This is a genomic window from Nostoc sp. (assembly GCF_036917155.1).
GTDB lineage: Bacteria > Cyanobacteriota > Cyanobacteriia > Cyanobacteriales > Nostocaceae > Nostoc.
This window is the reverse complement of the sequence record NZ_JBALDZ010000011.1, coordinates 55,371-74,807: the sequence shown is the minus strand read 5'-3', so window position 1 is coordinate 74,807 and position 19,437 is coordinate 55,371. Positions and strand designations below refer to the sequence as shown.

The following is a 19,437-nucleotide window of genomic DNA, read 5'->3' as shown; positions in this document are numbered from 1 at the left end:
TGGATGTTTGAATGGTTTATTCGACACACTACCTTTGATTTTGCCACTCTTAAAATGTACGGAGTTTTTTCAAAAATCAAATAGGATTCCTATAGATTACAAAAAACTGGTGGATTTGAAGCTGAAATGGTTCGACATATTACACAGCTTCAGACATCAATGGATAGGTTAACCTTATTGCTTTCACGTACCTACCCATTAGATATCTCTGATATTGCTAATTTATTAGAAATATCTATAGAAGATGCTCAAAGATTATTTATTGATGCACAGAGTTACTTTTTTATCAAACCAGTAATGGGTGGTTATCAAATAGCATTGCATGATATTGTGCGAGACTTGGTTGAGAAATATGTATGGACAGATATTGACCCCGATGAAGAATGGAGAAAACGAGATAGTCGGATTGCTGCTAAATATTTCGAGCAAAAAGATTATCAGCTAGGCCCAGACAAAAGGGTATTAGAGATTCAACGTCACTCTGATAATTCTGATAAATTTACTAATATCGAGTTTCTGATTGAAGAAGCTAAACAACACCGGGAGTTCAATACTAGGCGATGGCTATGGAATGCTTTATACGCTGACCCGATAATAGGCTTTGAAACTTGGCGCGAAGTGACTGATAGGATACGCCGTCAAGCTAAGAAATTTAGCTTTGTCAAACAACTAGTGACAATTGCGAAAGAGTTTGAAAAAGATTTAAACCCCGATCAAAAATCTGAACTGATTATTTTTGACTCCAAGATTGCTCACGACCTTCAAGACAAGAGTAAAACAGAAAATGAGGTGAGAAAGTTAGAGGTAATGCTATCTGAACAATCTTCTAATTCTTCTCATCAAGCAGATATTTACAATGTCTTAGGAATGCTGAATACCAAGTTACATCTTTATGACGAAGCCTTGAAATATCAGCAAAAGTGTTTAGCCCTAGTTCAAGGGAAGAAACTATCATCTGCTATTCCTGCTGTAGCTAACCAAGTTGGTTATCTTTATCGACAACTCAACAACTTTCAGGAAGCTGAAAAATATTACAAACTAGGTTGGGATGCTGCTATGGAAGTTGACACTCCTAACAAAGGCTTAACTCTAGTTATGGCTAGCATTCAGAATAACTTGGGATTCTTGTACGGACGAGAAAAAGATTACGTAAAGGCTGAACAGTGTTTTAAGGCTGCTATTGATATGTGGTCGAGTGTTGAGAGTGAACGCGAAATAGCCCACGCCGAAATTGCCTCTGCTACTATTTCGATAGATAATGGTAATTATATTAAAGCTAAACAGCTACTTGAACGAGCCTTAAGCCGTTGCGACAATAAGGAAAACGATAATCGAATATTGTGTAGGGCATACTTTCAACTAGGCTTAAATCAGTGGTTTAGTGCCGAGGTAGTAAATGAAGCGGTTTGGGATGTGACACAGGTAGAATGGGATCTCAATCTACTAAGTCTTGCTCAAGATGCTTTAGAAGAAAGCCTGAAACTGGCAGAGAAATACGGAATTGAAGAGGAATTACCTGGAATTTTGCACCAAACTGCTAGTGTCTATTGGCATCTTGGGTTTCAAAGGTGCGATCGCACGTTGCAAGAACAAGCTCTAAAATTCAATGAACGGTCTTATCAGACTAGTCTAGAATACAATGACACGCGATATGCCATTGATAGCCTGGTAGGTAAAGCTGAGTTTGATTATTATGCAAAAGCATACAACCGGATCTCAGATTATGCACAAGAACTTAGCGATCGCTTCCAATCCTATCAAAATATTCATACACTATACTTTGGTCGTATATTACGGATAGAAGGTGATGTTGCATTTCAACAAGCGAACTACGATTTTGCTTTTAGTAAATATGCTCAAGGAATACCCAAAATCTTTCAACATGGAGGTTTCGGGCCGTATTCAATCAAACATGAGCTAAATCTACTCCAAAAGAAAATTGAACGTTTGCCTATAGAACTTTCTAAAACTCTGATTCAACAACTAAAATCTCAGTGGAAAGATCATAAAGCCCTTAAGGAATGGTGCGATCAACAAATGTTCCTGACTAGAATACGTGCCACAAAACAGCCATCTTCTCATGCTTAGTAAAAAAATTGATCGACCCCAAATTTTAGTTTCTCTCAATTCTACCTATGTACCAACTGGGCAATGCGACTGTGATGGAGGGGATTGTGCCTGTGACTTATCCCCTTTAGCAGAATTAAGCTCAGATATCCGATTATCTCTGGGGATGTTGGAGACAGAGTTTGTAAGAGTTCCTAACTCGCAGATGATGAATCTAGATGATACTTATTCTATCTGTTATGGTACTCATCATAAAGTAGCAGTTCTAAATCAATCAGCAATATATTTACTAAATAAATTTACAAATCCTCAGAAATTAGATGATATTGCAATAGAGAATCTTCTTATTGATTCAACAGATTTACAGACAGCTATTCAGGAACTGTATCAAGCACGTTTGATAGCACCTAATAATAATTACTCATTTAACCTAAATGAAATACCAGAAACTTTAACAGCATGGTTACATATCACCGATCGCTGCAACTTAAGATGCGATTACTGCTACCTCCCTCATGTCGCAAAGGATATGTCAATAGATATAGGTAAAGCAGCTATTGAATCTATATTTCGCTCTGCAACTTTAAATCATTACCGCCGCGTCAAACTGAAGTATGCAGGAGGAGAGGCATTACTATGTTCCCCTTTAATTAAGGATCTCCATTTGTACGCTCAATCCCTTAGCAAAGAAACAGACATTATATTAGATGGAGTCGTTCTCAGTAATGGAACGTTGATTACACCTGAGATTATTGAGATGCTGCAAGCATTGAATCTGCGTCTCATGATTTCACTAGATGGATTATCAAATTTCCACAACATCCAACGTTCTTATGCAGGCGGAAAGGGATCGTTTCAAGATGTTGAAAGAGGTATTAAAATTGCTTTGCAAAATGGTCTTATACCAGATATTTCCATTACAGTTAGTGGGCGGAACGCAGAAGGATTACCCGCTCTTATTGAATGGATATTGGAAAATAATCTACCCTTTAGTTTAAATTTCTATCGCGAAAACGAACTTTCAGCTTCTTACGAAGACTTGCAACTAGAAGAATCTCGGCTGATTGAGGGAATGTTGGCAGCGTTCAAAGTTATTGAATTGAAATTACCTAATCGAAGTTTACTAGGCTCATTGATTGATCGTGCTAACTTATCTTCTCCTCATAAACGAACTTGTGGAGTTGGGCAAAGCTATCTCGTATTTGATTACAAAGGGCAAATTGCTAAATGCCAGATGCAGCTACATAAAACTATATCTTCATCTGCCACTGAAGATCCTTTAAGTGTTGTGCGACAAGATAAAGTAGGTATTCAGAATTTGTCAGTTGAGGAAAAAGAAGGCTGTCGTACATGTGAGTGGAAATATTGGTGTACAGGTGGTTGTTCTTTGGCAACGTTTAAGGCTACAGGCCGTTACGATATTCAATCGCCAAATTGCAATATTTACAAAGCTCTCTATCCTGAAGCTCTCAGACTAGAGGGTTTACGCCTGATAAAATATAGTTACCTGCTATATAAATACTAAACTTGTCTAGACATTTACTTCTTACTTCAACGGGAGCATGGGAATAGTAGTCCTATATAGCGCTTATATGTGGAAAAATTTATTGTTCGCAGGTTGCTAATGATATTCTTTTTCTGGTACTCTAAAAGCTGCGTATTTCCATTCATTGCCCTCTAGATATTCAATTTTAAATTCTCCTTTAGTTAATAAAGTCATATCTTTAAGTGGTACTGTAGCATTTTCTCCTAAAATAATACATTCCGGATTAATCGTAGTAGCTTGGTTGGGAGTGGTATTTATTTTGGTATAACTTTTTCTAAGCTGGTGGAATTTCTGAAGAGAAAATTTCTGTGAAATTCTCCTCAAGCAGTGAATCTGGTGTTTGCATAATAATAAATGGGAGTTCGGCTCCCACCAGGCCTCTTGGGATGCGTTCTACAGTCTCACTAAAAACGACAAACAGAGGATATATCGTATTAGCTCCCTCACTCAAAATATGACTGTGACGGAGAGGCATCAACCATTCATAATCATTATCTAGGTAAACTTGGGTTTGTCGCCAACGTCCTAATAAATCAGAAAAGTCTTCGTTAGCACGATGAATAAAAACTAAAATTTCGGCTCCAGTTTTGATTTTCCACTCAGGATCGCACATCAAAATTGCCACATCACAGGGTAAGCAAATTGTTTGTGTGGCTGTTGTAGCAGTGTTGCGAAGACGGACAATTGGCAAGGGTATAGTAATGACGCTTTCATCTGGACGACGCAGACTGGGGATCATCTCTAAGTATGGACGATATTGCTTTAGTAAGGCGATCGCAGCTAGATGATTGCTGTACTCTGCCAAACTCGCTTCATAATGAGATTTTTGCACAGTCATAATTTATTAAATAGTGAGGAGTTAGGAGTTATAAGTTAAGAATAAAATTAATAAGTTAAGAGTTAACAGTTTAGAAATAGAAAGTTTTAACTCCTAACTCCTCACTTCTAACTCCTAACTATTAATCCTTTATCCCAGCTTTTCAAATACCGCAAACATCGGTAGATACATCGCTAGCAAAATGGTTCCAACCATTCCCCCTAGAACTACAATCATCACCGGTTCTAAAATACTGGTCATTGCTTTTACTGCTTGCTCAACTTCATCTTCATAAAAATCAGCAACTTTCATCAACATTCCATCTAATTCTCCAGTTTCTTCTCCGATACTAATCATCTGAATTGCCATAGCCGGAAAAACGGCATCTTTTTGTAAAGCAATGCTAATCATACCTCCTTGTTGAATTTCCATACGGGCTGCATCTATGGCATTGGCAATTACTTGGTTTCCTGATGTATCTCGGACAATTTCTAAACAAGTTAAAATTGGTACACCTGAACGAGTCAAAGAACCAAAAGTTCTGCTAAAGCGGGCAACTGAAGACTTTTGAATTAAGTCACCAAACAACGGCATTTTGAGGGAAAGACGATCAATTGTTATGCGACCAACAGGAGTCTGAGCGTATTTTCCATAGGCAAATTTTAGTCCTATGAGAGCAGCGAGAAGGATGAAAGCACTCGGACTTCTCAAAAATTTACTAGCATCCATCAAGAATTGCGTTAGAGGTGGTAATGAGATTCCAATTTGCGTAAAAATCGTGGCAAAAATCGGAATCAGAAAAATGGTCATGCCAAGAAAGATCGCAACTGCGATAAAACCCACGACCGTTGGATAAGATAATGCTGATTTGATTTGGTTTTGCAGACGAGCAACATCTTCTAACAACTTAGCTAAACGATTCAATACTTCGTCTAGAACACCACCAACTTCGCCAGCTTGAATCATACTCACATATAATCCATCAAAACAGTCAGGATGCTTCCGCATTGCCTCTGAAAGATTCATTCCGCTTTGAACATCGGTGCTAATCTCAACTAGGGCTTGTTTCAGTTTAGTATTACTACACTGATCGGCAAGTACCCCCAGACTTCTAACGATCGCAACTCCCGCATTCATCAAAACGGCAAATTGACGCGAAAAAACGGCTTTGTCTTTCACAGAAACCTTAATTAAGGAATTCTGGAAATTTTTGAAGGCAACATCTGGCTGAAATCCCTGAGATTGTTTGAGTTCTTGGATTACAAAACCTTGATCTCTGAGATTAGTCCGAGCTTGTACCAAGGATTCAGCAACAATTTTTTCTGTTCGAGAGTTTCCTTGCGAATCCCGAACACGGGCAACGAAGTTTGGCATAAAATAAATTCAAAATAGTTGTTATTAATTGGGCATGGGGCATTGGGCATTGGTTATTAATTCTTCTCCCTCACTCCCTCATCCCCCTCATCTACCTACTTCCTTTAATGAGCTTTAGCAGCCGCACCAGGTTTCGCACCTGCTGCCTGCGGTGGTACAGAAGTACCGATGAGACGTTGGATTTCATCTGGCTTAGAAGTCTTAGACATCGCCGCTTCAAAGGAAATGGTTCCTGATTTGTAAAAATCGGCTAAAACCTTCTCCAGAGTTTGCATCCCCAATTTGCCACCAGTTTGAATAGCTGAGTAAATTTGAGATGTTTTGCCTTCTCGAATCAAGTTAGAAATAGCTGGAGTAACAATCAGAATTTCTTGAGCCATTACCCGACCATACTCACCAGGTTTAGGGCTTTTCTTGGACACCAAAGTTTGGCTAAATACCGCCACTAACGAGTTAGACAGTTGCACCCGCACCTGGGTTTGTCTTTCATGGGGGAAAACGTCAATAATCCGGTCAACCGTTTGTGCCGCGGAACTGGTGTGTAGCGTACCAAATACCAAGTGTCCTGTTTCTGCTGCGGAAATCGCCAAGGAAATCGTTTCCAAATCGCGCATTTCCCCTACCAAAACAATATCTGGATCTTCCCGCAAAGCTGCTTTCAAAGCATTAGCAAAGCTCTTAGTATCTTCCCCCAATTGCCGTTGGTGAACCAAGCTTTTAATTGGTTCGTAGACAAATTCAATTGGGTCTTCCACCGTCAAAATATGCTCTGCTTTGGTGCGGTTAATTAAGTCAATCATTGCCGCTAGTGTCGTTGTCTTGCCGGAACCTGTAGGGCCTGTCACCAGAATTAGCCCTCTGGGCTTATCTGTCATTTCCCGCACGATATCTGGCAAACCTAATTTTTCAAAGTTAGGAATCTTAGAACTTAATGCCCGTAAACAAGCAGCATAAGAACCACGTTCTTTATAGACATTGACCCGAAAGCGAGCCAAACCCTTAACACCATAAGAACAATCCAACTCCCAGTTCTGCTCTAAGGTTTTACGCTGGGTGTTGTTGAGCATACTAAAAATTAGCCTTTGACATTGATCGGCTGTTAATACATGCTCACCTATGGGGGTGAGTTTGCCACTGATGCGGAAGTAGGGAGGCAAACCTGCGGATAAATGCATATCCGAGCCACCCAATTCAATCAATTGCTCCATCAAGTCTTCAATCATCATTTCCATAATTCTGCTTCCTTTTAATATTTGTTATTTGTTCTTTGTCAATCGACCAATGACCAATGACCAATGACCAATGACCAATGACTATTAGTCTTAAAACCGAGCTGTCATACAGTAAGGACAATCCAGCCATTCTTGTTTCAATGTGGCCTGGCAACTCCGGCAGGTAAGTCCAGTCTTACGTTTGGCTTTTAATTCGGCTTCCAAACCAGTATCAGTAAATGTCACCCGTTCTACTTCTTCTAGGGTGGTAGAACCAAGGCGCACTAAGTCTAAACTGTAAGCCAGCAAGGTTTTCATCCCCTCTTCTATTGCCACTTCCTTGATGCGTTCTGTGGGTGCATCTTCGTTAATGAGAGTTTGCAGGTTTTCGGTGACTCGCATAACTTCATAAACACCACAACGCCCTTTGTAGCCGCCGCCATTACATTTTGGGCAAAGCTGATTTTTGGCTTTGGCTTCGGCGATCGCATCTAATGTCAAGGTGTTAGCTTTATAGAAGGTGACTCCGACATCAGAGGAAGCTGATAGACCATAACGAGCCAGTTCTTCGGTTGTAGGAGTGTAGGGAATACGACATTCAGAACAGACCCGCCGCACCAAACGTTGAGCTAGAACACCAATTAGGGAACTAGAAACCATGAAAGGCTCAATCCCCATTTCTCCCAGACGAGCGATCGCACCTGGGGCATCATTGGTATGTAAGGTAGTTAATACTAAGTGACCGGTCAAGGCAGCTTCAATAGCTGTTTTTGCTGTTTCTTTATCCCGCGTTTCACCCACCAGTAGCACATCTGGATCTTGTCGTAAAAAAGCCCGCAACGCGGTAGCAAAATCCAGCCCTTTTTCCCGAATCACCTGTACTTGAGTAATCCCTGGAAGGCTGTACTCAATTGGGTCTTCTACAGTACTGATATTAATTCCGGGATCATTCTTTTCTGAGAGTGCAGAATACAGCGAGGTTGTTTTCCCAGAACCAGTTGGCCCAGTTACCAAAATTAGACCGAAGGGGCGGCTAACCATATCCTGGACAATATGTAAAGTCTCTGGATCGGTAATTAACTTATCTAATCCCAGTTGGGTAGAGGAGTTATCCAAAATCCGCAGCACCACCTTTTCCCCGTAGCGACTGGGTAAGGTATTCACCCGGAAATCTACTTTGCGCCCCTCAAACATCCGCCGGATACGTCCATCTTGGGGTAAACGTCGTTCCGCAATGTCTAGATTGGAGATGATTTTAAATCGGGCTGTCACCGCCGGGATAATTTTTTTCGGTAGGGGATCGAAAGCTTCACGCAGTACGCCATCCTTGCGAAAGCGAATGCGTAAATTTTCTTCTTGCGGTTCGATATGAATGTCAGAAACGCCTTCATGCAAGGCTTTAGCCAGGATTCTATTAACTAGGTTGATGACTGGGGCATCCTCCGCACCCTTCATCGCTGCCCCTAGATCAGCCTCCATTTCTTCAGGAGCATCAGAAATATCGAGATTTCCGAGGTTTTCTAAATCCTGATTAATATCTGTAAACTTTTCTTGATCTAGGTGCTTCTGCTTAACAGCCATTTCATCCAAGTATTGGTTGATTAGCTGTTGGTAGTCTTCCTGGGTAATCACCATCCGCTGCAATGCCAAGCCTTGGGGGCGCAAGATGCGGTTCAGGTCATCGGAAGCCTCTAGATTATCTGGAGCGACCATCGCCACTAAAACTGAGGGTGGGGTTTGGTCTTCGTGTTTCGACAGTGGTACTAAACGATGGCGACGACAGATATCCACTGGGATGAGAGTTTCAATCAGATTCCCCATCATCGTGTTGCCAACGGAATTGACTTCAGGATCGAGGAATTCAACTCCGTATAGGATTTTAAGTTCAAATAGCTGCTGTTTTTTGTATTGCCTGAGCAACTCAGGCGATAGTTGTTGCCCAGTGATTGACTCTAGTACTTCCGTTAAGGGTCTGCCAGATTTGCGGCTTTCAATTAGTGCCTGCCTCATCTGTTCGGTATTGACATAGCCAGATTGCACTAGCTTATTGCCAAAGGGCGAAAACTCTGTTCTGGTAGTTAGAGCGGTACTGCGCCGTTGTGGTGACGAGTTCATAAATGAGCAATTGATTTGGGGAAACCTCTACTTCAAGTATTCCCAGCCTGGGAGATAGAATTCTCATTTCCCAAAAAAGCGAATAGAATTCGCAGCTACACAAACAAAGTCCGCCTGCGCGGACTAAAGAAAAATTGAGTGTTTTAAACCCACCTCCGTGGGTTTAGCCTGTGTAGACGTGGTTTCTAACCGCCCTTTTACTAAACCCCTACAGCGCGGATCTATTTACCAATCTCCCCAGTCCCCAGTACCCAGTACCCAGTCCTACTCGTTCGGGTTCCCGCCTTCGTAGCGTCTGGGCTAACGTGTTCACCATTTGTCACAATAAGAGGACGGTTAAATCACTTCCAGGAACTTGTCGGCAACAAAATCATCCCCAGTGGTAAGTCGTGGATGACGACGGCTGCAAGCTGTGGAGATACACTGCCATAAATAGAATCTGGAATGAATGGACAATGATCGATGAAAATAAACAGATAAACAATACAAGCCAGCAATTGGGTGAACCAACAGAGGTAAAGCAAGCAATGATGAGTGACTCCCCAGCCCAAATTAATTTCAATGAATCTGGTAGCGAGGTGACAGAGCAAGTGGCAGCCCAAACAGGAGATACGGCTACTATCAATCCAGAAAATAGCTTTGCTGCAACCGAGAAAACTGAAGTGGACAGGGCAGCTTTAGCAGAACTGACTCAACAAATCGAGTCCCTCAAAACGCAGCTAGAGGAGCGTAGTACTCAATATATGCGGATTGCCGCTGATTTTGAGAATTACCGGAAACGCACTAGTAAAGAAAAAGAAGACCTAGAGTTGCAGGTGAAGCGGAATACGATTTTGGAATTGCTGCCAGTGGTCGATAATTTTGAGCGGGCGCGATCGCACCTCAAACCGCAATCTGATGGCGAAATGACCATGCACAAAAGTTACCAAGGCGTTTACAAACAATTAGTAGATAGCCTGAAGCGCTTGGGTGTATCACCAATGCGTCCCGAAAATCAAGAATTTGATCCTAACCTGCACGAAGCAGTAATGCGGGAACCTACGGATGAACATCCTGAAGGAACAGTGTTAGAAGAGTTAGTGCGGGGATACTACTTGGGCGATCGCGTGCTACGCCATGCAATGGTCAAAGTAGCTGCTCCCAAGGAAGATAGCCCTGCTGCACCAGAAGATCAGTCGAGTCAAGCCTTCAGTTAAGCTGTAATCGCTCGCCTCGCTGACCTGAAGTGCCTGGGTTCTAGCAGAGGTGAGCATCAGGGGAGGATGAGGGGGATGAGGAGGATGAGGAGAATGAGGGGGATGAGGAGAAATTGACTCCCTCATCTCCCCCTGCTCCCCCTGCTCCCCTATCTTCCACACTTCTAGATGCTGAAGTTTTGAGCTAGCCTTTGTTCTTAGAAAAAAAGTTAGCCCGCGACATATTACAGCAGAATAAATCAGTAAAAATACTGGCGAATATGGGAAAAGTTATTGGGATTGACTTAGGCACTACTAACAGTTGCGTCGCAGTTTTGGAGGGCGGTCAACCACTGGTGATCTCCAATTCTGAAGGGGGACGAACTACTCCAAGTATTGTGGGATTTGGGAAAAGTGGCGATCGCTTGGTTGGTCAATTGGCAAAGCGCCAAGCCGTAACCAATGCTGAGAACACAATTTACAGTATTAAACGATTTATCGGGCGGCGTTGGGAAGAAACTGAAGTAGAACGCGATCGCGTCCCCTACAACTGTATCAAAGGTCGAGATGAGACCGTTGATGTCCAAATTCGCTCAAAAAACTACACGCCACAAGAATTATCTGCCATGATCCTGCAAAAGCTCAAGCAGGATGCCGAAAACTTCTTGGGTGAGGAAGTAACTCAAGCAGTGATCACGGTACCCGCATATTTCACAGATGCCCAAAGACAAGCAACTAAAGATGCTGGCACCATTGCTGGACTAGAAGTACTGCGAATCATCAATGAGCCAACAGCTGCGGCTTTAGCTTTTGGATTGGAAAAGCAAGACCAAGAGCAGCTAATTTTAGTATTTGACTTGGGAGGCGGTACCTTCGACGTATCGATCCTACAACTTGGGGATGGCGTTTTTGAAGTTAAGGCAACTTGTGGTAATAACCACTTGGGTGGAGACGACTTTGATAATGCGATCGTGCTTTGGATGATGGAACGTTTCCAAGAACAAGAGAAAATCGACCTTTCCAAAGACAAAATGGCGTTGCAACGCCTGCGAGAAGCAGCGGAAAAGGCAAAAATTGAACTCTCCAGCATGGTGAATACCTCCATCAATTTGCCCTTTATCACAGCTGATGACACCGGGCCAAAGCATCTGGAAATGGAACTCAGCCGCTCTAAATTTGAAGAACTCGCCGCGAAATTAATTGAAGCGACTATCGAACCACTGATCCAATCGCTCAAAGATGCCGATCTCAAACCACAAGCCATAGATCGGATTATTTTGGTAGGTGGTTCTACGCGCATTCCCGCAGTTCAAAACGCGCTAATTAAGTTTTTCAACGGCAAAGCTCCCGATCGCTCCATCAACCCTGACGAAGCCGTAGCATTAGGAGCGGCTATCCAAGCAGGTGTATTGGATGGCGAAGTCGATAATCTCTTACTCCTGGATGTTACCCCTCTGTCCTTGGGAATTGAAACCTTGGGTGAAGTGTTCACCAAAATCATTGAACGCAATACCACAATCCCTACGAGTCGGTCACAAGTTTTTTCCACCGCCGTTGATGGGCAAACCTCAGTAGAAATTCACATCCTCCAAGGTGAACGGGCAATGTCACGAGATAACAAGAGTCTCGGCAAGTTTTTGCTCGCCGGAATACCCCCATCGCCCCGTGGTGTGCCGCAAATTGAAGTATCCTTTGAAATCGATGTCAACGGCATCCTGAAGGTTTCTGCTCAAGATAAAGGTACTGGTAGAGAACAGAGTATCAGGATTACCAATACAGGTGGTTTGAGTACCAACGAAGTCGAACGGATGCGCCAAGAGGCCGAACTGTTTGCTGAAGAAGATAGAAGACGTAAAGAACTGGTTGAACTCAAAAACCAAGCAGATAATTTGTTGTTCAGTTACGAATCCACCATCAAGGACAATAGCAGCTTTATCGGCGACCAGATAAAAACCTTGGCCAGTGAAAAAGTTTCCCAACTCCAAGCGGCAATGATTGACTCCAGCATTTCCACACTGGAATTTAAGCAGCGCTTAGACGACTTCCAACAAACCCTGTTTGCAATTGGTGCCGATGTCTACAACCGAGCTAACAGCCAAAGTGATGAGATTGAGAAGGATTCAGCTAGTCTTTTTACGCCAGAAGTAGATTCACCAATGAACGGTACACTAATACCACAATTCAACTTTGATTTTGACGAAGAAAGTACTGCACAGGCTGATTATGAGGCGATAGATTAGGGGTTGGGCATGGGGATTGGGGACTGGGGATTGGGGATTGGGGATTGGGGATTGGGGGCTGGGGATTTGGGACTGGGGACTGGGGATTGGGGACTGGGAACGCAGAGCGAAAATTCCTCTTCTCTGAACCCTTTCCTCCTCTACACCTGTAACTCTTCAGACCCCGTACCCAAATCCCAAATCCCAAATCCCAAATCCCCAATCCCAAATCCCCAATCCCAAATCCCAAATCCCAAATCCCCAATCCCAAATCCCAAATCCCAAATCCCCAATCCCCAATCCCCAGTCCCCAGTCCCCAATCCCCAGTCCCCAATCCCCAATCCCCAATCCCCAATCCCCAATCCCCAATCCCCAATCCCCAGTCCCCAGTCCCCAATCCCCAGTCCCCAGTCCCCAATCCCCAATCCCCTAAGTTGCAAATTTTAATTAAGGGATTTTAATATATCTAAATATTTAGCGAAGTTTCACAAGACCCCAGGGGTTTGCTAGATTGTAGAAGCTAATTACTTTGCGCTAGGCAGTGTGCCAGTTTAGATGTACTTCCATTGCATAAGGGTGGTTTTCCACACCTAATGGTGCGGCTAGCCCATCTGGTTGATGGGCGGGGTTTTCCTCTGCTACGTAGCACAATTGTAAAAGAGACAGCCGACTCGGCAGTGAGAAGTCTGAGCAAAGGCTTCCCCTGCTCTTAACTTCTATAGCTTTTGTCGTCTCCCACGAGGAAAGCACCTGTTATTCAAGATTTGTCGGTGATTTTTGTAAAAGCTAAAGGGTAAAATCAATTTATTAACAAAAATTAATTTTATCTTCTGTCTGACCTCCGGCAAGCCACCCTCTAAAGGACACTGTGTTGCTCTTGCACATCTGTAGGCAAAACACTTTTCCGTAGGGTAGCAAGTGACCGTGATCTTCTACTGACTTCTGCTTTCTTCCTTCTAACTTTTACCTTTGCTATATGGCCCGCGACTATTATGAAATCCTGGGTGTCTCTCGTGACACCGACAAAGAAGAAATCAAACAAGCCTATCGCCGTTTAGCCCGGAAGTATCACCCAGATGTGAACAAAGAACCGGGAGCGGAGGATCGCTTTAAAGAAATTAACCGCGCTTACGAGGTACTCTCGGAACCAGAAACCCGCGCTCGTTACGATCGCTTTGGCCCTGAGGGTGTATCTGGTGCTGCTGGTGCGGGCTTTCAAGATGTCGGTGATATGGGTGGTTTTGCCGATATCTTTGAAAGCATTTTTAGTGGCTTTGCTGGCGGTATGGGTAATCCCACGCAACAAAGACGACGCAGTGGGCCTGCGAGGGGCGATGATCTGCGGCTAGACCTGAAGTTAGACTTTCGGGAAGCAGTATTTGGCGGCGAAAAAGAAATTCGCATTTCCCATCTAGAAAATTGTGAAGTCTGTAGCGGTTCTGGTGCTAAACCTGGAACCCGGCCTCGCACTTGTTCGACTTGTAGTGGATCGGGTCAAGTACGCCGTGTCACGAGAACACCTTTTGGCAGTTTCACCCAAGTATCAACTTGTCCCACCTGTAATGGAACCGGGATGGTAATTGAAGATAAGTGTGATGCCTGTGATGGTAAGGGCGCAAATCAAGTCACAAAGAAACTCAAAATTACCATTCCAGCAGGGGTGGATAATGGCACACGCTTACGAATTTCTAGTGAAGGTGATGCCGGTCAACGTGGCGGACCTCCTGGGGATTTGTACGTTTACTTGTTCGTGAATGAGGACGAGGAATTCCAACGGGATGGCATTAATATTCTCTCGGAAATCAAAGTTAGCTACCTACAAGCGATTTTAGGTTGTCGGTTAGAGGTAGATACGGTAGATGGCCCAGTGGAACTGATTATTCCAGCCGGAACTCAGCCCAATACGGTGATGAAGTTGGAAAATCGCGGTGTACCCCGCTTGGGTAATCCCGTCAGTCGTGGGGATCACATGCTGAACGTATTAATTGATATTCCCAATAAAGTCACCCCAGAGGAGAGGGAACTATTAGAGAAGCTGGCTAAAATTAAGGGCGATCGCACTGGTAAAGGTGGTCTAGAAGGATTCTTGGGAAATTTATTTAAGTGATGAAGCCCTCTTCTGTTTCAACTCCCGATGCTCAACTTGATTTACGCGGCACCCCTTGCCCGATTAATTTCGTGCGGACAAAATTACGTCTGGAGAAAATGCCATTGGGAGGTTTGCTAGAAGTCTGGCTAGACCCAGGTGAGCCGATTGAGCAGGTTCCTGATAGTTTGACAATGGCAGGTTATCAGGTGGAACAAATTACAGATTGCACTAGTTATTTTTCTCTGCTAGTGCGTCGTCCAGTTGCTAGCCAATGACAGGGAAAAATTTTGCCGCAACTGGACAGTTATTGGGTACGGTGGTGGCTGTACAGGCTAATTTTTACCGAGTGCAGCTGGATGAAGAGGATGGGGAGATGAGGGAGATGAGGGAGATGAGGGGGATGAAGGAGCAAGATCCTTCTAGTCTTTCTTATCCCCCTCTGCTGCTTTGTACTCGGAGAACACGCCTGAAAAAAATTGGACAACAGGTGATGGTAGGTGATCGCGTTGTGGTAGAAGAGCCAGATTGGGCTGGGGGACGGGGTGCGATCGCGGAGGTTTTACCCCGCCAAAGTGAGTTAGATCGTCCAGCGATCGCCAATGTCAACCAAATTCTATTGGTATTTGCCGTAGCCGATCCGCCTTTGGAACCTTATCAGCTGAGTCGGTTTCTGATTAAAGCTGAGTCTACTGATTTAGATGTGCTTTTATGCTTGAATAAAAGTGATTTAATTTCACCGCAGGAACAGCAACAAGTTAGCGATCGCCTCCTTGGCTGGGGCTATCAACCAATATTTATCAGTGTTAAAGATGGTATAAATACTGAGCAAGCCGCCAGATATTTGAGCAATAAAATTACTGTCATTGCTGGGCCTTCTGGCGTAGGTAAATCCAGCCTGATTAATACGCTGATTGACTCTGCCAAGCTGCGAGTCGGAGAAGTTTCTGGCAAATTAGCTCGTGGTCGTCATACCACTCGCCATATAGAATTATTTGAGTTACCTAAGGGTGGAATGCTTGCGGATACTCCTGGCTTTAATCAGCCGGATATGGATTGTATCCCAGAAGAATTAATCCATTATTTCCCAGAAGCCAGAAAGCGGTTAGCAGTTGCTAGCTGTCGGTTTAGTGATTGTCTGCATCGAGACGAGCCTGAATGTGCGGTGCGGGGAGACTGGGAACGATATGAACATTATTTAGAATTTTTGGACGCGGCGATCGCTCATCAAACACAGGTACACGAACAAGCCGATCCAGAATCTACCATGAAGTTAAAAAGCAAAAGCAAAGGCAAAGGGCAGAGTCAATACGAACCCAAGCTAGAAAGTAAAAAATATCGCCGAATTTCTCGGAAGACTCAGTTACAAGACTTGCAAGAGTTATATCGGGATGAGGAATAAAGGAGTGCGAGCGCACTTCTATGCAAAACTCGGTCACGATAGCATGGATACAAATAGAAAAACTATCTTGTATGTCTCAGCCCCTTGCCACCACCCCTAGTTTAGAAGCTGTCACTGAGAGTATAATTTTCCCACCAGGCGATATTTATAGTGACGAACCCCCCTTGGAATCTGATTTACACCGCGAACAAATTGATTTACTGATTCGCCTGATTAAATGGTGGTGGCGCGATCGGCAGGATTTTTATGCTACCGGCAATCTCACGATCTATTTCAGTCCCAACCAGAAAAAGTCAGAAGAATTTCGAGGCCCCGATTTCTTTGTGGTTTTAGATACAGAAAAAAAAGACCGCAAAAGTTGGGTTGTGTGGCAAGAAGACGGCAAATACCCCAATGTAATTATTGAGCTATTATCTAATTCCACTGCCTCCGTTGATAAAGGTTTGAAAAAGCAAATTTACCAGAATACCTTTCGCACTCCAGATTACTTTTGGTTTGACCCAAACAACCTAGAATTACAGGGATTTCACATAGTTGATGGGCAATACCAAGAACTTGTACCCACTGAGTCAGGTTGGTTGTGGAGTCAGCAATTAGGGCTGTATTTGGCAGTATATTTGGGCAAATTACGCTTTTTTACGCCAGATGGACTGCTGGTGATGTTGCCAGAGGAAGAATCAAACCAGCAGTTAGAGCAAACAAATCAGCAGTTAGAGCAAACAAATCAACAGTTAGAGCAAGCAAATCAACAGTTAGAGCAAGAACGTCAACGGGCTGCAATATTAGCAGAACGCTTACGAGCCGCAGGTATTGATCCTGAACAAATATTCTGAAAAATAGAATTTTATCTCTAAACTAGTCATGGGAAAATAATGCCCCAACTTTAGAGCTTCTCGCCTCAGGGGGAACTCGCCTGGTTGTCCTCCGCTGTGCAGGGTTTAACAATTTGACATGCTGCAACTCTTGGAGACGTACTCGCGTTCGCATCTACATGAATTGCCCCTACGAAAGATGTGGTTCAAATACATGAAAACTGCTGTAACTAAAGTTTCAGTATAGGTCAATACAGTTCAGTTAAGCATTTCTTTCTTCTCTTTGCGTCCTTTGCGTCCTTGGCGGTAGCCTGCGGCAAGCCGCTCCGCGTCTACGTTAAAAAAAATTGAATTTGACAAAGAGTTTTAGCCTTAACCCAAGCGTATTGCAGTATAGGTAGGGAAGATCCAAAAACTTGGCGTTCTGCTGACAGCATTGATTGAGAAAAAATCATTAACTACTCTTACGATCCCCATAAAGTCTTAAAATATTGTTAATTTCAGCCAAACCTCTCGACCTTCAACTTACAAGTATCACCCCAAAATCACTATGGCTATCGGCTACGTCGCGCTTGTACTCCACGCACATCTGCCCTTCGTTCGTCACCCAGAAAGTGACTACGTGCTGGAGGAAGAATGGCTCTATGAAGCCATCACAGAAACTTACATCCCCTTATTAAAAGTATTTGAAGGCTTAAAGCGAGACGGTATCGACTTTAAAATCACGATGAGTATGACACCACCTCTAGTGTCGATGCTTCGCGATCCTCTGCTTCAAGAACGCTATGAAGCACACTTAGCCCAACTAGAAGAACTTATAGCATTAGAAGCAGAACATAATCTCAACAACGGGCATCTTCGTTATTTAGCCGAACATTACGCTACTGAGTTTAGCGAAGCACGTCAGCTATGGGAACGCTACGGCGGTGACTTGGTGACTGCTTTTAAGAAGTTCCAAGACAGTAACAACCTGGAAATCATCACTTGCGGCGCAACTCACGGCTATTTACCGTTGATGAAAATGTATCCGCAAGCAGTGTGGGCGCAAATTCAGGTAGCCTGCGAACATTACGAGCAAACCTTTGGACAAGCACCTAGAGGCATTTGGTTGCCTGAATGTGCCTACTATGAAGGTTTAGACCGGATGCTAGCCGATGCTGGATTACGCTACTTCCTCACTGATGGACATGGCATCCTTTACGCCCGTCCCCGTCCGCGCTTTGGCACTTATGCCCCAATTTATACGGAAACTGGTGTTGCTGTCTTTGGTCGAGATCATGAATCTTCCCAACAGGTATGGTCTTCTGAGGTGGGCTATCCTGGGGCGGCGGAATATCGAGAATTTTACAAAGATTTGGGCTGGGAAGCAGAATATGAGTACATCAAGCCCTACATCATGCCCAATGGTCAACGGAAAAATACGGGTATTAAGTATCACAAAATTACGGGGCGTGGCTTAGGGCTGTCAGATAAGGCGCTTTACGATCCCTATTGGGCTAAGGAAAAGGCAGCAGAACACGCTGCTAACTTTATGTATAATCGAGAGCAGCAATCTGAGCATCTCTATGGTATAATGCAGCGTCCGCCAATTATCGTTTCGCCTTATGACGCAGAGTTATTTGGACATTGGTGGTATGAAGGCCCTTGGTTTATCGATTACCTATTCCGTAAGTCGTGGTATGACCAAGGAACATATAAAATGACCCATTTAGCAGACTATTTGCGTGAGCAGCCAACGCAGCAAGTCTGTCGTCCTTCGCAGTCGAGTTGGGGTTTCAAGGGTTTCCACGAGTATTGGTTGAATGAAACGAATGCGTGGATTTATCCGCATTTGCATAAAGCCGCTGAACGGATGATTGAAATCTCGCATCTGGAACCAGAGGATGAGTTGGGATTGAAAGCATTGAACCAAGCTGCGCGGGAAGTGCTATTAGCACAATCTTCCGACTGGGCATTTATTATGCGGACAGGAACTATGGTACCCTATGCAGTCAGACGGACGCGATCGCACCTGATGCGGTTCAACAAGCTCTATGAAGATGTTAAAGTGGGCAAAATTGATAGTGGTTGGCTGGAAAAAGTCGAGTTAATGGATAATATCTTCCCCGAAATTAACTATCGTGTTTACCGTCCGCTATAGTTTCACACAGAGTAATCAACAAAAATCGGCGGGAATCCCAGTCTTTGAAGGGATAGGAGGAATAGCCGCCGATTTAGTCATTAGAAGGCAAGAGACGCGATAAATCGCCGTCTCTACAAAGGACTGATTATTGTAAAGACGGCAATTTATCGCGTCTTTGTGATCTAGGGCTAGGGCGTGTCATCAAAAAACCTTATCCGAACCGTATTGCGATCAAAAAAGACTCGGTTACAGGAAGTGCGTAGCCCGTCGTAGATATCGGATTCTGTGCTTGTTGAAATTTAACAGATCACATTGTTCGTTCCATCTCCAATCGCATCTAAAATTCACTTATCTATTGTACTAAAAACGGTTAGGAATTTTACTTTTAAACGCAGAGGTTCGCTGAGTTAAACGCAAAGGTACGCAAAGTTTTTGTTCAAGTTTTCCCTCTGAAGTTTATACTATCCTGTAAAGTCCAGATATTAGCCGT

General features: G+C 43.6%; 15 protein-coding genes. 9 read left to right on the top strand and 6 right to left on the bottom strand.

The features are described from left to right. The first annotated feature begins 126 nt into the window (after positions 1–126). Positions 127–2,088, top strand: coding sequence for a tetratricopeptide repeat protein (locus V7K67_RS01515; protein WP_335164955.1), 1,962 nt, complete (start codon positions 127–129; stop codon positions 2,086–2,088). Further along, positions 2,081–3,592: a radical SAM/SPASM domain-containing protein gene (locus V7K67_RS01510; RefSeq protein ID WP_335164953.1), complete on the top strand. Its 1,512-nt coding sequence runs from the start codon at positions 2,081–2,083 to the stop codon at positions 3,590–3,592. Before V7K67_RS01515 ends, V7K67_RS01510 begins: the two co-directional genes overlap by 8 nt. Positions 3,593–3,887: 295 nt before the next feature. On the opposite strand, the gene V7K67_RS01505 is transcribed toward V7K67_RS01510, so the two are convergent. The 4 genes from V7K67_RS01505 to V7K67_RS01490 all read right to left on the bottom strand — a co-directional run bounded on the left by V7K67_RS01505 (position 3,888) and on the right by V7K67_RS01490 (position 9,130). Further along, positions 3,888–4,451, bottom strand: coding sequence for a hypothetical protein (locus V7K67_RS01505; RefSeq protein ID WP_334732648.1), 564 nt, complete (start codon positions 4,449–4,451; stop codon positions 3,888–3,890). A gap of 129 nt (positions 4,452–4,580) precedes the next feature. Next, positions 4,581–5,804, bottom strand: coding sequence for a type II secretion system F family protein (locus tag V7K67_RS01500; RefSeq protein WP_334708308.1), 1,224 nt, complete (start codon positions 5,802–5,804; stop codon positions 4,581–4,583). A 104-nt stretch (positions 5,805–5,908) separates the two neighbouring features. Then, the gene (locus V7K67_RS01495; protein ID WP_334708307.1) at positions 5,909–7,036 is read right to left on the bottom strand and encodes a type IV pilus twitching motility protein PilT; all 1,128 of its coding nucleotides are present in this window, start codon (positions 7,034–7,036) and stop codon (positions 5,909–5,911) included. 90 nt (positions 7,037–7,126) lie between these two features. Further along, positions 7,127–9,130 (bottom strand): GspE/PulE family protein, encoded by a 2,004-nt coding sequence (locus V7K67_RS01490; RefSeq protein WP_334732647.1) that lies wholly within the window; start codon positions 9,128–9,130, stop codon positions 7,127–7,129. 455 nt (positions 9,131–9,585) lie between these two features. On the opposite strand from V7K67_RS01490, the gene grpE reads away from it, so the two are divergent. Together grpE and dnaK are read left to right on the top strand one after the other, a co-directional pair. Beyond that, positions 9,586–10,326 carry a nucleotide exchange factor GrpE gene (gene grpE, locus V7K67_RS01485; protein ID WP_334708305.1) on the top strand — a complete coding sequence of 247 codons (741 nt, stop codon included), beginning with the start codon at positions 9,586–9,588 and terminating at the stop codon, positions 10,324–10,326. A gap of 260 nt (positions 10,327–10,586) precedes the next feature. Beyond that, positions 10,587–12,545, top strand: coding sequence for a molecular chaperone DnaK (gene dnaK, locus V7K67_RS01480; protein ID WP_334732665.1), 1,959 nt, complete (start codon positions 10,587–10,589; stop codon positions 12,543–12,545). Positions 12,546–12,685: 140 nt separating this feature from the next. On the opposite strand, the gene V7K67_RS01475 is transcribed toward dnaK, so the two are convergent. Both V7K67_RS01475 and V7K67_RS01470 read right to left on the bottom strand, forming a co-directional pair. Then, positions 12,686–12,943 (bottom strand): hypothetical protein, encoded by a 258-nt coding sequence (locus tag V7K67_RS01475; protein ID WP_335164950.1) that lies wholly within the window; start codon positions 12,941–12,943, stop codon positions 12,686–12,688. A 116-nt stretch (positions 12,944–13,059) separates the two neighbouring features. Next, positions 13,060–13,275, bottom strand: a complete 216-nt coding sequence (locus V7K67_RS01470) for a hypothetical protein (protein WP_179067211.1) — start codon at positions 13,273–13,275, stop codon at positions 13,060–13,062. A gap of 226 nt (positions 13,276–13,501) precedes the next feature. Between V7K67_RS01470 and dnaJ the strand changes: the two genes are divergently transcribed. From dnaJ to V7K67_RS01445, 5 genes are all read left to right on the top strand, one after another. Beyond that, positions 13,502–14,632 carry a molecular chaperone DnaJ gene (gene dnaJ / locus V7K67_RS01465; protein WP_179067212.1) on the top strand — a complete coding sequence of 377 codons (1,131 nt, stop codon included), beginning with the start codon at positions 13,502–13,504 and terminating at the stop codon, positions 14,630–14,632. Beyond that, a complete protein-coding gene (locus V7K67_RS01460) occupies positions 14,632–14,889 on the top strand; it encodes a sulfurtransferase TusA family protein (protein WP_179067213.1) in 258 nt (85 codons plus the stop codon). Before dnaJ ends, V7K67_RS01460 begins: the two co-directional genes overlap by 1 nt. Further along, positions 14,886–16,013 (top strand): small ribosomal subunit biogenesis GTPase RsgA, encoded by a 1,128-nt coding sequence (gene rsgA, locus V7K67_RS01455; RefSeq protein WP_335164948.1) that lies wholly within the window; start codon positions 14,886–14,888, stop codon positions 16,011–16,013. The genes V7K67_RS01460 and rsgA overlap by 4 nt, the downstream gene beginning before the upstream one ends. A 71-nt stretch (positions 16,014–16,084) precedes the next feature. After that, positions 16,085–16,846 (top strand): Uma2 family endonuclease, encoded by a 762-nt coding sequence (locus tag V7K67_RS01450; RefSeq protein ID WP_334733246.1) that lies wholly within the window; start codon positions 16,085–16,087, stop codon positions 16,844–16,846. Positions 16,847–17,375: 529 nt separating this feature from the next. Next, the gene (locus V7K67_RS01445; protein WP_334733247.1) at positions 17,376–18,965 is read left to right on the top strand and encodes a glycoside hydrolase family 57 protein; all 1,590 of its coding nucleotides are present in this window, start codon (positions 17,376–17,378) and stop codon (positions 18,963–18,965) included. Positions 18,966–19,437 lie beyond the last annotated feature (472 nt).

What these genes read in the sequence shown, in the direction of transcription:
- V7K67_RS01515 (WP_335164955.1), top strand. Translation starts at nt 127, where the DNA reads ATGGTTCGACATATTACACAGCTTCAGACATCAATGGATAGGTTAACC.
- dnaK (WP_334732665.1), top strand. Translation starts at nt 10,587, where the DNA reads ATGGGAAAAGTTATTGGGATTGACTTAGGCACTACTAACAGTTGCGTC.
- V7K67_RS01510 (WP_335164953.1), top strand. Translation starts at nt 2,081, where the DNA reads ATGCTTAGTAAAAAAATTGATCGACCCCAAATTTTAGTTTCTCTCAAT.
- grpE (WP_334708305.1), top strand. Translation starts at nt 9,586, where the DNA reads ATGATCGATGAAAATAAACAGATAAACAATACAAGCCAGCAATTGGGT.
- V7K67_RS01450 (WP_334733246.1), top strand. Translation starts at nt 16,085, where the DNA reads ATGTCTCAGCCCCTTGCCACCACCCCTAGTTTAGAAGCTGTCACTGAG.
- dnaJ (WP_179067212.1), top strand. Translation starts at nt 13,502, where the DNA reads ATGGCCCGCGACTATTATGAAATCCTGGGTGTCTCTCGTGACACCGAC.
- V7K67_RS01445 (WP_334733247.1), top strand. Translation starts at nt 17,376, where the DNA reads ATGGCTATCGGCTACGTCGCGCTTGTACTCCACGCACATCTGCCCTTC.
- V7K67_RS01505 (WP_334732648.1), bottom strand. Translation starts at nt 4,451, where the DNA reads ATGACTGTGCAAAAATCTCATTATGAAGCGAGTTTGGCAGAGTACAGC.
- V7K67_RS01500 (WP_334708308.1), bottom strand. Translation starts at nt 5,804, where the DNA reads ATGCCAAACTTCGTTGCCCGTGTTCGGGATTCGCAAGGAAACTCTCGA.
- V7K67_RS01495 (WP_334708307.1), bottom strand. Translation starts at nt 7,036, where the DNA reads ATGGAAATGATGATTGAAGACTTGATGGAGCAATTGATTGAATTGGGT.
- V7K67_RS01490 (WP_334732647.1), bottom strand. Translation starts at nt 9,130, where the DNA reads ATGAACTCGTCACCACAACGGCGCAGTACCGCTCTAACTACCAGAACA.
- V7K67_RS01460 (WP_179067213.1), top strand. Translation starts at nt 14,632, where the DNA reads ATGAAGCCCTCTTCTGTTTCAACTCCCGATGCTCAACTTGATTTACGC.
- rsgA (WP_335164948.1), top strand. Translation starts at nt 14,886, where the DNA reads ATGACAGGGAAAAATTTTGCCGCAACTGGACAGTTATTGGGTACGGTG.